We start from the raw sequence: 11691 nt of genomic DNA, 5'->3' as shown, positions 1-11691 counted from the left end.
GCTGAGCGTCACTGCGGCGCCTCGCGCTCGGTGCGTGGCGTGCCCGCGAAGCGCTGCCGCCAGGCGCGGCGCAGCTGCAGGTCGGAGCTGAACCCGGCTTCCTGCGCGGCGCGCGTGACGCTGGCGCCGCGGCTCAGCGTCTGCTTCGCGCGCTCGAGGCGGATCGCCTGCAGGTAGTGCAGCGGCGAGACCGCGGCGTGCGTCGTGAACAGGCGCAGCAGGTGGCGCTGCGTGACGTGGCCGACTTCGGCGAGCAGCGGCATCGTCCATTCGCGCGCCGGGTCGGCACACACCGCGTCCTGCACCCGGTGCACCGCCGGGTGCAGGTGATTGCGGTGCGCGAGCAGCGGCGAGAGCTCGGGGTCGTGCGCGCTGCGCCGCAGGTAGACGACCATGTCCTGCGCGACCGCCGCGGCGTTGCGCTCGCCGCAGGTCTGCGCGATCAGGTGCAGCGCGAGGTCGATGCCGGCCGTCACGCCGGCGCTCGACGCGAGCGTGCCGTCGACCACGAACACGCGGTTGTCGACGACCTGCGCCGCCGGCGCAGCCTCGTGCAGCTGCGCAAGGATCTCGTGGTGCGTCGTGCAGCGGCGCGCGCCGATCAGCCCGGCCCGCGCGGCCAGCAGGCTGCCGGCGCAGATCGTCACGAGCCGGTGCTGCGGTTGGCCGGCGAGCAGCGAGCCCAGCGTGTGCGCGAGCCAGTGGGCGGTCGCGCGCGTGTCGGCATCCGGCTTCGCGAGCAGCTCTCGCGGCTGGCCGACGAGCACGACCCAGGTCGGCGCGGGGAGCTCGGTCGGCAAGGCTTCGAGCCCGGCGACGGCGAGGCCGACCGAGCTGTCGATCTGCGCGCGCACGCCGGCGAAGCGCAGATTGAAGCGCGGCACGCCGCCGCTGCGCTTCAGGTGCTGGTTGCTGAGCCGGAAGGCCTCGGCCGGCCCGGCGATGTCGAGCAGCAGCGAGCGCGGTGCGACGACGAACAGGACGTCGATCATCGCCTCGACGTCACTGGGTAACCTCCGCGCTACGCGCTGCGGTGCGAGCCCCTTCGGGCGGCCGGGCGGGGCTCATGCGGCGCGCTCGAGCGCCTGCGCCACGCTGCAGATCGTCGCGAACCGGTCCTTCAGCACCGCGGCCGTGCGCGCAACGATCGCGGCGGCAGGCAGCGGCGATCCGTCGAGGTGCTGCATGTCGAAGGTCAGCGTCGCCTCGGCCACGTAGTCGACCTTGAAGCCCTCGTCGCTGGCGTGGCGCGCCGTCGTCTCGCAGCACTGCTCGGTGCGGATGCCGGCGATGATCAACCGGCCGATGTGGTTCTGGTGCAGCCAGACCATCAGTCCGGTGCCGACCAGCGCGCTGTGGCGGCGCTTGACGAACTCGGCCGCGGCCTCGAACGGCGCCAGCTCGGTCAGCGGGCGCACGTGACCGGACTCGAGCGCGAACGGGTTCGAGGCCTCGGCCGGACCGTCGCTGTGCAGGATGCGCACGATCGGCACGCCGCGCGCGGCGCAGCCGTCGACCAGCGCATTGACGCGCGCGAAAAAGTCGCGCGTCTCGGCGCCGGCCCAGTACGGGCGCTGGCGAAACGACTCTTGCACGTCGATCAGGATCAGGGCGGTGTTCATCAGCGGACTCCAGTGGTTGAAGCCTGAACGATAGGCCGGCGCACGCCGATTGTCGGCGCGGAGATCGACCACAAACGATCAAATCCGGACACGCCTTCGGAGGCGCGCGCGAGGCGGCCCTCAGCGCACCGACAGGCCGCGCGCGGCCCCGAGCGCCGCGTCGATCGCCTGGTCGACGATCCGGCGCTTCCAGTCGTCGGTGTCGACGTAGAACGCATCGCGCGTCTGCTGCTTGATCTGCGCCTGCTGTGCCTCGGGCGCGTCGGGGTGGTTCTCGAGCCACTGGTCGGCGCGCAGCGCGGCGATCATCTCCATCAGCGTCAGCGTGCCGTACTCGAGCGCGATGCCGGTGTACTCGGCCTGCGCGCATTCCTGGTATGCGGTGAGCCACATCAGGCCCTGCAGCGGCGCCGAGGTCGAGCTGCCGTCGTAGATGCTGGTGACCTTGTCGCCCCACCAGGAGCGGGCACGCTGCAGCGCCGCGGCGTCGTCGCGGCAAGCGAAGATGCGCTCGCCGACGCCGCTCGGCCCGAGGCCGGTGTGCAGGTCGATCCAGCCGAGCCGCGCGCAGCGTGTCGCGTGCTCCTGCAGCACGTGGCGCAAGGTCACATGGCTCCAGGTCGGGTTGCGCCCGCCGTAGAAGATGCCTTCGGGATACTCGTACTGGCCGCCGGAGATCGCCTCCTGCAGCTTCGCCATCCCGTGTTGCGCGAGGTAGCGCTGCAGCGGCGCATCGGTCTCTTCGGTCGGCGGCCAGTGCGCCGGCACGAGCGCGCTCGCGAGCTCGTCGTAGCCGGCGTTGTGCGGCAAGGGCTGGCTGAAGTCGTGGAAGTTGCGGTTCAGGTCGACGTTCTCGTGCGTCGTGCGCCGCCACCACGAGAAACCGTACGGATTCAGCGCGTGGACGTAGAGCACCGCGACGCGCGCATCGGCCGCCGCCTCGCGCCACGTGCGATCCTGCAGCAGCGTGGTCTGCACGCCCGAGCCGCAGAAGCCCTCGACGCCGTGGCAGGCGCTGCTGACGATCAGCAGCGCGGCGGCATCGGCCGGGCCATCGCGGGCGACATCCATCGCGAGCGGCTCGCCGTCGCGCCCGAGCATCGGGTGCGGGTGGCTCTGCACATCGAGGTCGGCGGCGTCGGCTGCGGCGAGGAACTTGGCGCGCGCCTGCGCGTAGGTCTGCGCGAAGTTGTCAATGACGTTCTCGGTGACGGGGCGACGAGTGCTCATGGCCAGCTCAGCGCGCCGTGTTCAGCCACTTCTCGGCGAGATCGACCCACAGCGTCGCGCCGAGCGGGATCAACTCGTCGTTGAAGTCGTAGCTCGGGTTGTGCAGCATGCACGGGCCCATGCCGTGGCCGCCCTCGCGGTGGCTGCCGTCGCCGTTGCCGATCAGGAAGTAGCAGCCCGGCTTCTCGAGCAGGAAGAAGCTGAAGTCCTCGGCGCCCATCGTCGGCTCGAACTCCTGCACGTTGTCGGCGCCGACCAGCTCGGTCATCGCCTGGCGCGTGAACTCGGTTTCGGCGGCGTGGTTGATCGTCGGCGGGTAGTTGCGCTTGAACGCGAACTCGCAGCGCGTGTCGAAGGCAGCGCAGGTGTGCTCGGTGATCTCCCGCATGCGCCGCTCGATCAGGTCGAGCACCTCGAGCGTGAAGGTGCGCACGGTGCCCTGGATCTCGCAGCTGTCGGGCACCACGTTGGTGGCCTCGCCGGCGTGAATCATCGTCACCGAGATCACGCCGGCATCGATCGGCCGCTTGTTGCGCGTGATGATGGTCTGGAACGCCTGGACCAGTTGGCAGGCCACCGGCACCGGGTCGACGCCGTTGTGCGGCATCGCGGCGTGTGCGCCCTTGCCGTGGATCGTGATCTTGAATTCGTTGCTGCTCGCGAAGACCGGGCCGCTCTTCAGCGCGAACTGGCCGACCGCCATGCCGGGCCAGTTGTGCGCGCCGAACACCGCCTCCATCGGGAATTTCTCGAACAGGCCGTCCTTGATCATCTCGCGCGCACCGCCGCCGCCTTCCTCGGCGGGCTGGAAGATCAGATAGACCGTGCCGTCGTAGTTTCGATGCTTGCTGAGGTGCTTGGCCGCGGCGAGCAGCATCGCGGTGTGGCCGTCGTGACCGCAGGCGTGCATCTTGCCGGGGTGCTGGCTGGCGTGCGCGAAGGTGTTGTGCTCGGTCATCGGCAGCGCGTCGATGTCGGCGCGCAGGCCGACCGCGCGAGCGCTCGTGCCGCTCTTCAGAATCCCGACGACGCCGGTCGTGCCCATTCCGCGGTGGATCGGGATGCCCCAGTCGGTGAGCTGCTTCGCGATCACGTCGGAGGTGCGCTGCTCCTGGAAGCACAGCTCGGGGTGGGCGTGGATGTCGCGGCGGACTGCGGCGATGGAGGCCGCGTCGGCGAGGATGGATTCGATCATGCGCATGCTGCGGCTCCTTGCATGCAGCGTGCCCGGCGCGCGTGCCTGCGAAGGCGGCTGGCCGGACCGCTGCGTGAAAACGGGATCGAGCCAGTTTAGCGCCGCACTGCCGACCCCACCGGCGCGCGGCGCATTGGCCCGTCGCGCCGCGGTGCTCGTGGCCCCGGCCGATCGGTCCTCAGCGGCGTGCCCAGGCCGGGGCCGCGCCCTTCAACGCCGAACCTTGCCGTCTTCGGTCAGCATCGAGAGATCGACGAAGCGCGAGGCGACATGGTCGCGCGGGCCGAAATTGACCGAGAAGCCACCGAAGCTGGCGTTCTGGATCGACTCGAGCCCGGCGACGAGCGTCTCGCGCGAGGGATTGCGGCCGGCGCGCTTCAGGCCCTCGGCCAGCACCTTCGCGGCGAGGTAGCCCTCCATGCTGGAGTAGTTCGGCTGCGCCTCGCCGCCGGTCTTGCGCACCGCGTCGAGGTACTCGCGCGAGATCGCGGTCGTGGTCGAGAACGGGAACGGCATCACCTGGCTGACCATGATGCCGCGGCCTTCCTTGCCGAGCTCGTCGGCCAGCGCCTGCGTGCCGACGAAGGAGACGTTGAAGAAGGTGCCGCCGTAGCCGGCCTTGCGCGCCTCGCGGATGAACGCAGCGCACGACTTGTAGGCGCTGATCTGCACGACGGCGTCGGGCATCTTCGGCGCGATGTCTTTCACCGCCTGCGCGACGTTGACGGTGTTGCGCTCGACGGTGCCGAGCGCGATCGGCGCGAGATCCTGCGCCTTCAGCGCGCGCACGACGCCCTCGAGCCCGGCCTTACCGTACGCATCGTTCTGGTAGAAGACCGCGATCTTCTTCAGGCCCAGCGTGGTCAGCTGCCTGACGATCAGCGCGGTCTCGTCGTAATACGACGCGCGCAGGTGAAACACCGTCTTGTGCAGCGGATCACGCAGCGCCTCGGCGCCGGTGAACGGGCCGAAGAAGGGGATCTTCGCGTCGACGACCAGCGGCAATGCCGCCAGCGACGTCGGCGTGCCGACATAGCCGAACAGGCCGAACACCTCGTCCTTGATGAACTTCTCGGTGTTCGCCTTGCAGCGATCCGGCTCGTAGCCGTCGTCCAGCGTGCGCAGCTCGATGGTGCTGCCGTTCACGCCGCCGCTGGCGTTCAGCGCATTGAAGAAGATGCGCGCGCCCATGTTCATCTGGATGCCCAGCTGCGCGGCCGGGCCGCTGAACGCCGCCGACTGGCCCAGCACGATGCGGCTGTTCTCGGCCAGCGCCGGCAGCGCCAGCGCGGCGCTCGAGCCCGCCAGCCACTTGATCGCGTCACGACGTTTCATGGATTCCCCAACGATGGTGTCTCGGGCGTTCGCGGCGCGTCGCGCCGGGCCCGTCTGGTTGTTTCCCCAGGGATGCTGCGAGCATAGGGGTTCACGCGCAGTCGGTCACCCGGATGTGGCCCGGCGCATACGATAGCCGGCCGACCCCGTGTGCAATAGTTCACCGACATGAATACGACCACCGTACGCGCCGCCTGCCCGCACGATTGCCCCGACACCTGCGCGATCCGCGTCACGGTCCAGGATGGCCGCGCGATCAAGGTCCAGGGCGACCCCGACCACCCGCCGACGCACGGCGCGCTCTGCACGAAGGTCTCGCGCTACCCGGAGCGCACCTACCACGCCGAGCGCGTGCTGCACCCGATGAAGCGCAGCGGCCCGAAAGGCCTCGGCCAGTTCGTGCGCGTGAGCTGGGACGAAGCGCTGACCGACATCGCCACGCGCCTGAAGACGATCGCCGCGCGCGGGCCTGACGCGGCGCAGGCCATCGTCCCCTACAGCTATGCCGGCACGATGGGGCTCGTGCAGGGCGAGAGCATGGCGGCGCGCTTCTTCAACAAGCTCGGCGCCTCGTTGCTCGACCGCACGATCTGCTCGAGCGCCGGCGGCGAGGCGCTCGCCGCGACCTATGGCGGCAAGGTCGGCATGCACCTCGAGTTCTATGCCGAGAGCCGACTGATCCTGATCTGGGGCAGCAACTCGATCGCGTCGAACCTGCACTTCTGGACCTTCGCGCAGGCCGCGAAACGCGCCGGCGCGAAGCTCGTCTGCATCGACCCGCGCCGCACCGAGACCGCCGAGAAGTGCCACCAGCACATCGCGCTGCTGCCCGGCACCGACGGTGCGCTCGCGCTCGGGCTGATGCACGAACTGATCGTCAACGGCTGGCTCGACCACGACTACCTCGCGGCGCATGTCGACGTGGCCGGCTGGCCGAAGCTGCGCGAGCGCGCGCTGCAGTGGCCGCCGGAGCGTGTCGCCGAGGTCTGCGGCATCGCTGCCGACGAGGTGCGCGGTCTGGCGCGCGACTACGGCACGCTGAGCCCGGCCGCGATCCGCCTGAACTACGGCATGCAGCGCGTGCGCGGCGGCGGCAACGCGGCGCGGCTGATCGCGCTGCTGCCGTGCCTGGTCGGCGCGTGGCGGCACCGGGCGGGCGGCCTGCTGCTGTCGAGTTCGGGCTGGTTCAAGCGCGTGCGCAACGACGTCGCACTGCAGCGGCCCGACCTGCTCGCCGGCCGCACGCCGCGCACGATCAACATGAGCACGATCGGCGACGACCTGCTGCGCGAGGCAGGTGAACTGCTGCCCGACGGCAGCGCGTTCGGCCCGAAGATCGAGGCGCTGATCGTCTACAACAGCAACCCGGTCGCGGTCGCGCCCGAGTCGCCGAAGGTCGTGCGCGGCTTCGCCCGCGACGACCTGTTCACGGTCGTGCTCGAGCACTTCATGACCGACACCGCCGACCATGCCGACTACGTGCTGCCGGCGACGACGCAGCTCGAGCACCTCGATGTGCACACCAGCTACGGCCACACCTACGTGATGATCAACGAGCCGGCGGTCGCCCCGCTGGGCGAGGCGAAGCCGAACACGCAGATCTTTCGCGAGCTCGCGCTCAGGATGGGTTTCGACGAACCGTGCTTTGCCGACGACGACGAGGCGCTGGCGCGCGCCGCGTTCAACGCCGAGGTCGACTTCGATACGCTGCGAGCGACCGGCTGGTTCAAGTTGCCGATCGACGACGCGCCGTTCGCGCACGGCGGCTTCCCGAGCGCCGATGGCCGTTGCATCATCGATGCCCTGGCGCATGGTGTGCCCGATCACGTGCCGAACTACGAGGCCGCCGCGAGCGCGCCCGAGCTGGCGCGGCGCTTTCCGCTCGCGATGATCTCGCCGCCGGCGCGCAACTTCCTGAACTCCAGCTTCGTCAACGTCAGGAGCCTGCGCGACATCGAGGGCGAGCCGCTGGTCGAGATCCACGCGGTCGATGCGCAGCTGCGCGGCATCGCGAGCGGCCAGATGGTGCGCGTGTTCAACGACCGCGGCAGCTACCTGTGCAAGGCGGTCGTGAGCCCGCGCGCGCGCGTCGGCGTCGTCAACGGCCTGGGCGTGTGGTGGCGCAAGCTCGGCGCGGGCGGCAGCAATGTCAACGAAGTGACGCACCAGCGGCTCACCGACATGGGCCGCGCACCGAGTTTCTACGACTGCCTCGTGGACGTGCGCCCGGCTGGTGCGGGCGCGGGCGACCTGCGGCCCATCGAACCCGCCGTGTCGTGAAACGTGGCTGGCGGCTGACCTTGAGCATGGCGGGTCTGGGTGGCGTGGGCCTCGCGCTGCTCGCGGCCGGTGCGGTCTGCCTGACCTCGGGCTGCAGCACGATCGGCTACTACGCGCAGTCGGTCGGCGGGCACCTGGCGATCGTGCGCGCCGCCCGGCCGGTGCCCGAATGGGTGGCCGACCCGCAGACCCCCGCGCCGCTGCGCGCGCGGCTCGAACTGACCCAGCGCATCCGCGACTTCGCGGTCAGCGATCTCGGCGAACCCGACAACGCCAGCTACCGCCGCTACGCCGACCTGAACCGCAGCGCCGCGGTCTGGAACGTCGTCGCGGCGCCCGAGCTGAGCCTGCGCCTGCAGACCTGGTGCTTCCCGGTCGTCGGCTGCGTCGGCTACCGCGGCTACTACGACCCGAAGGACGCGAACGCGTTCGCCGACGGGCTGCGCGCGCAGGGGCTGGAGGCGAGCGTCTACGGCGTGCCGGCGTATTCGACGCTCGGCCTGCTGCCGGGCGATGCGCTGAAGGATCCGCTGCTCAACACCTTCATCAACTACCCCGAGGGCGAGCTGGCGCGGCTGATCTTTCACGAGCTCGCGCACCAGATCGCGTTCGCGCAGGGCGACACGGTGTTCAACGAATCGTTCGCGACAGCGGTCGAGCGCCTCGGCAGCGAGCGCTGGCTGCGCGAGCGTGCCGATGCACAGGCGCGCGAGGAGTACGAACGCTTCGAGGCGCGGCGGGGTGACTTCCGCGCGCTGACCGGGCGCTACCGCGAGCGCCTCGACGCGCTCTACACCAGCGCGGCGAGCGACGCCGACAAGCGCGCCGGCAAGTCGGCGCTGATGATCGGCCTGCGTGCCGAGTACGAGGTGCTGAAACGCGAGCACTGGGGCGGGTATTCAGGGTATGACGGCTGGTTCGCGCGCGCCAACAATGCAGCCCTCGGCGTGCTCGGCGCGTACAACGAACTGGTGCCCAATTTCGAGCGCCTGTTCGTGCGCGTGGGGCGCGACTGGCCCGCTTTCTACGCCGAGGTCAAGCGGATCGCGGCCCTGCCAGCCACCGAACGACGCAACGCACTGCCTTAGGAGAACCCCAGCATGGCCGACATCCACATTCACCGCGAACATGCGCTCGGCCTGGCCGAGGCGCGCAAGGTCGCCTTGCAGTGGGCCGAAGACGCCGAGCGAAGGTTCGACATGGCGTGCACGATCATCGAGGGCGAGACGAGCGACACCGTGGAGTTCACGCGCGCCGGCGTGAAGGGCGAGCTGATCGTCGCGGCCGACCACTTCGAGCTCGACGCGAAGCTCGGCTTGCTGCTCGGCGCGTTCAGCAAGACGATCGAGTCGCAGATCGAAGGCAACCTCGACGCCCTGCTCGCCAAGAGCAAGCCGGCCGCCAGGAAGGCGGCCGTCAAGACACCGAAGCCGAAGAAGTAGCGCTGGCTACTTTAGCGCCGGCTACTTCAGCGATTCGATCAGGTCGACGTACGCCTGCATCGCCTCGTCGCTGCCCTTGCCCTTGGCTTCGTTCCAGGCGTCCCATTTCGCGCGGCCGACCATGTCGGAGAAGCCCGGGCGCTTGCCTTCGACATCGCCGCTGCTGGCCTGCTTGTACAGCGCATAGATCTTCAGCAGCGTCATGTTGTCGGGCTTTTCCGGCAGGCTCTTCGAATCCTTGACGGCTTGCTCGAACTGCGACTTCAGGTCGGCCATGGGCGTGCTCCTCTGGGTGAAAATGTGCATTGACGCAGCGCATGTTACCCAGCATCTTCGGCGGCCCCACAAGAAGAACTCGAGGAGAAACCCGATGCAGACCCCACCCGAGCGCAGCTCGCAGCGCATGTCGCGCGTGGACACCGCGTGGCTGCGCATGGACAACGACGTCAACCTGATGATGATCGTCGGCGTCTGGCTGCTGCAGCCCGCGATCACGCATGCGGCGCTGTGCGAGCGGGTCGAGGACAAGCTGCTGAAGTACGAGCGCTTCCGCCAGCGCGTCGTGCCCGACGCGATGGGCGCGAACTGGGTCACCGACGAGGCCTTCGATGTGCGGCGCCACGTGCTGCACCAGACGCTGCACCGCGCGCGCGGCCAGACCGAGCGCGAGGCGCTGCAGGCGCTCGTCGGCGAACTCGCGAACACGCCGCTCGATCCCGACCACCCGCTGTGGCAGTTCCACCTGATCGACGGCTACGAAGGCGGCAGCGCGCTCGTCGCGCGCGTGCACCACTGTATCGGCGACGGCATCGCGCTGATCTCGGTGATGATGTCGATCACCGATGGCGGCGCCGACCCGCCGAAGCGGCGGCACCGCGAGCCGCCCGAGACGGAAGGAGACTGGCTCTCCGACGCCGTGATGAAGCCGCTGACCGATCTGGCCGCGAAGGCCATCGGCATGTACGGCGGCGGTGTCGGCAAGGCGATGGAGATGCTGTCGAACCCGCAGCAGGGGCTCGCCGGGTCGGTCGAGATGGCGCGCACCGCGGCCAAGGTGCTCGGCGATGTCGGCGCGATGGCGATGATGCCGGACGACTCGCCGACGATCCTGAAGGGCAGGCCGATCGGCCAGAAGATCGTCGCCTGGGGCGAGCCGCTGCCGCTGGACCAGGTCAAGGCCGTCGGCCGTGCACTGAACTGCTCGATCAACGATGTGCTGCTGGCCTGCGTGGCCGGCGCGATCGGCGCCTGGCTGCGCGAGCAGGGCGACGATCCGACCGGCAAGGAGATCCGCGCGATGGTGCCGGTCAACCTGCGCCCGCTCGAGCAAGCCTGGAAACTGGGCAACCGTTTCGGCCTCGCGCCGCTGACACTGCCGATCGGCATCGACAATCCGATCGAGCGCGTCTACGCGGTGCGCGTGCGCATGAACCAGCTGAAGGACAGCTACCAGCCGCTGCTCGCGTTCGCGGTGCTGGCGGTCGCGGGGCTGCTGATCAAGCCGGTGCAGGACGGCCTGCTCGGCCTGTTCGCGAAGAAGGCGACGGCCGTGATGACGAACGTGCCGGGGCCTTTGACGCCGCTGAAGTTCTGCGGTGCGACGCTGCGCCAGACGATGTTCTGGGTCCCGGCGTCGGGCGACATCGGCGTCGGCGTCTCGATCCTGTCGTACGGTGGCGGGGTTCAGTTCGGGCTGATCACCGACAAGAAGCTGTGCCCGCACCCGCAGCAGATCATCGACCGCTTCGAGCCGGAGTTCGAGAAGCTGCTGCTGGTCACGATGATGCTGCCGTGGTCAGAGGGGGCTTGAGGCTCAGTCTTCGAGCTCGGCCTTCGCCATCTCGACATCGAGCCGCTCCATCGCGTCCATCGGTGCGCAGGCGGCGGCGTCTTCGTAGAGCTTCGTCGCCTCCTTCATCTTCTTGTCGCCTTCGAGCATCACCAGGCCGTTCGCGTACTCGACCATCGCGATCGCCGATGTCGGGTTCAGCTTCAGCGCGGTCTTGTACATCGACAGGCCCGCGTCCTTGCTCGCGCCTTGCGTGCGGCCGAGCAGCGAGCCGACCTTGTCGATGACCTCGGCGTGGAAGGCACCGAGCGCGATGTGCGCATCGGCATGCTTGGGCGCGAGCTTGATCGTGGTCTCGAGCGCGCTCTTGACCTTGCTGCCCAGGCCCTGCGCGAGCGCCTTCGCGATGCTGATGCCCTGGCTGTAGCGGCCCAGCGCGTAGGCCATGAAGTAGTACGCGTTGGCGTTCTTCGGGTCGCTGGCGAGCTGCGCTTCGGCGCGTTCGGCCACCTCCATGAACAGCGCGAGCTTGGTCTTCTCGCTCTTCTCGAGGTAGTTCGCGTAGATCGCCTGCGCCTTGTTCGCGACGGTGATGCCGGCGCCGCCCACCTTCAGCCCGGCCTCGACGGCCTTCTCGAACGCGCCGGCGTGGAACAGCGCCCAGGCCGCGAGCACTTTCGCGTCGCTCGGCAAGGGCTCGGCATCGCCGGCGTGCAGTCGTGCCCAGTGCTTCTTCAGCGCGGCGGTGTCGTAGGTGTAGTCGGCAGCGTCGTGCGGGAAGGGGGTCCATTTGGCCAT

Annotated in this window: 11 protein-coding genes; 4 read left to right on the top strand and 7 right to left on the bottom strand. The window is 69.3% G+C overall.

All coding sequences use genetic code 11. From position 1 onward, the window contains the following. Window positions 1-8: 8 nt before the first annotated feature. From AC1DTW_RS00405 to AC1DTW_RS00385, 5 genes are all read right to left on the bottom strand, one after another. Window positions 9-992 carry a GlxA family transcriptional regulator gene (locus AC1DTW_RS00405; RefSeq protein ID WP_477977968.1) on the bottom strand — a complete coding sequence of 328 codons (984 nt, stop codon included), beginning with the start codon at window positions 990-992 and terminating at the stop codon, window positions 9-11. Between the two features lie 72 nt (window positions 993-1064). Further along, window positions 1065-1622: a cysteine hydrolase family protein gene (locus AC1DTW_RS00400; RefSeq protein WP_477977966.1), complete on the bottom strand. Its 558-nt coding sequence runs from the start codon at window positions 1620-1622 to the stop codon at window positions 1065-1067. A gap of 120 nt (window positions 1623-1742) precedes the next feature. Next, window positions 1743-2852, bottom strand: a complete 1110-nt coding sequence (locus AC1DTW_RS00395) for a M14 family metallopeptidase (protein ID WP_477977964.1) — start codon at window positions 2850-2852, stop codon at window positions 1743-1745. Between the two features lie 7 nt (window positions 2853-2859). Continuing rightward, window positions 2860-4053, bottom strand: a complete 1194-nt coding sequence (locus tag AC1DTW_RS00390) for a M20 aminoacylase family protein (protein ID WP_477977962.1) — start codon at window positions 4051-4053, stop codon at window positions 2860-2862. A 204-nt stretch (window positions 4054-4257) separates the two neighbouring features. After that, window positions 4258-5382: an ABC transporter substrate-binding protein gene (locus AC1DTW_RS00385; RefSeq protein ID WP_477977960.1), complete on the bottom strand. Its 1125-nt coding sequence runs from the start codon at window positions 5380-5382 to the stop codon at window positions 4258-4260. A 168-nt stretch (window positions 5383-5550) separates the two neighbouring features. Between AC1DTW_RS00385 and AC1DTW_RS00380 the strand changes: the two genes are divergently transcribed. Genes AC1DTW_RS00380 through AC1DTW_RS00370 form a run of 3 tightly spaced genes read left to right on the top strand, consistent with a single transcriptional unit; the run spans window position 5551 to window position 9104 of the window. Further along, entirely contained in the window at window positions 5551-7662 is a 2112-nt protein-coding gene (locus AC1DTW_RS00380; protein WP_477977958.1) for a molybdopterin-containing oxidoreductase family protein, read from the top strand. Between the two features lie 26 nt (window positions 7663-7688). Further along, window positions 7689-8750 (top strand): aminopeptidase, encoded by a 1062-nt coding sequence (locus AC1DTW_RS00375; protein WP_477978503.1) that lies wholly within the window; start codon window positions 7689-7691, stop codon window positions 8748-8750. 12 nt (window positions 8751-8762) lie between these two features. Further along, window positions 8763-9104, top strand: coding sequence for a polyhydroxyalkanoic acid system family protein (locus tag AC1DTW_RS00370; protein ID WP_477977956.1), 342 nt, complete (start codon window positions 8763-8765; stop codon window positions 9102-9104). Between the two features lie 21 nt (window positions 9105-9125). Here AC1DTW_RS00370 and AC1DTW_RS00365 read toward each other — a convergent pair whose 3' ends face one another. Continuing rightward, on the bottom strand, window positions 9126-9380 hold the full coding sequence (locus AC1DTW_RS00365) for an acyl-CoA-binding protein (protein ID WP_477977954.1): 255 nt from the start codon (window positions 9378-9380) through the stop codon (window positions 9126-9128). Between the two features lie 94 nt (window positions 9381-9474). Here AC1DTW_RS00365 and AC1DTW_RS00360 point away from each other — a divergent pair, with 94 nt between their 5' ends. After that, the gene (locus AC1DTW_RS00360; protein WP_477977952.1) at window positions 9475-10914 is read left to right on the top strand and encodes a wax ester/triacylglycerol synthase family O-acyltransferase; all 1440 of its coding nucleotides are present in this window, start codon (window positions 9475-9477) and stop codon (window positions 10912-10914) included. Window positions 10915-10917: 3 nt separating this feature from the next. Here AC1DTW_RS00360 and AC1DTW_RS00355 read toward each other — a convergent pair whose 3' ends face one another. Further along, on the bottom strand, window positions 10918-11691 hold the full coding sequence (locus AC1DTW_RS00355; RefSeq protein ID WP_477977950.1) for a tetratricopeptide repeat protein: 774 nt from the start codon (window positions 11689-11691) through the stop codon (window positions 10918-10920).

The organism is Rhizobacter sp. P5_A1, from assembly GCF_056400745.1.
This window is presented reverse-complemented; position numbering and strand designations above follow the sequence as displayed.

Coding starts and splice junctions, on each gene's coding strand:
- AC1DTW_RS00370 (WP_477977956.1), top strand. CDS start 8,763: ATGGCCGACATCCACATTCACCGCGAACATGCGCTCGGCCTGGCCGAG.
- AC1DTW_RS00365 (WP_477977954.1), bottom strand. CDS start 9,380: ATGGCCGACCTGAAGTCGCAGTTCGAGCAAGCCGTCAAGGATTCGAAG.
- AC1DTW_RS00400 (WP_477977966.1), bottom strand. CDS start 1,622: ATGAACACCGCCCTGATCCTGATCGACGTGCAAGAGTCGTTTCGCCAG.
- AC1DTW_RS00355 (WP_477977950.1), bottom strand. CDS start 11,691: ATGGCCAAATGGACCCCCTTCCCGCACGACGCTGCCGACTACACCTAC.
- AC1DTW_RS00405 (WP_477977968.1), bottom strand. CDS start 992: ATGATCGACGTCCTGTTCGTCGTCGCACCGCGCTCGCTGCTGCTCGAC.
- AC1DTW_RS00375 (WP_477978503.1), top strand. CDS start 7,689: ATGGCGGGTCTGGGTGGCGTGGGCCTCGCGCTGCTCGCGGCCGGTGCG.
- AC1DTW_RS00385 (WP_477977960.1), bottom strand. CDS start 5,382: ATGAAACGTCGTGACGCGATCAAGTGGCTGGCGGGCTCGAGCGCCGCG.
- AC1DTW_RS00395 (WP_477977964.1), bottom strand. CDS start 2,852: ATGAGCACTCGTCGCCCCGTCACCGAGAACGTCATTGACAACTTCGCG.
- AC1DTW_RS00360 (WP_477977952.1), top strand. CDS start 9,475: ATGCAGACCCCACCCGAGCGCAGCTCGCAGCGCATGTCGCGCGTGGAC.
- AC1DTW_RS00390 (WP_477977962.1), bottom strand. CDS start 4,053: ATGCGCATGATCGAATCCATCCTCGCCGACGCGGCCTCCATCGCCGCA.
- AC1DTW_RS00380 (WP_477977958.1), top strand. CDS start 5,551: ATGAATACGACCACCGTACGCGCCGCCTGCCCGCACGATTGCCCCGAC.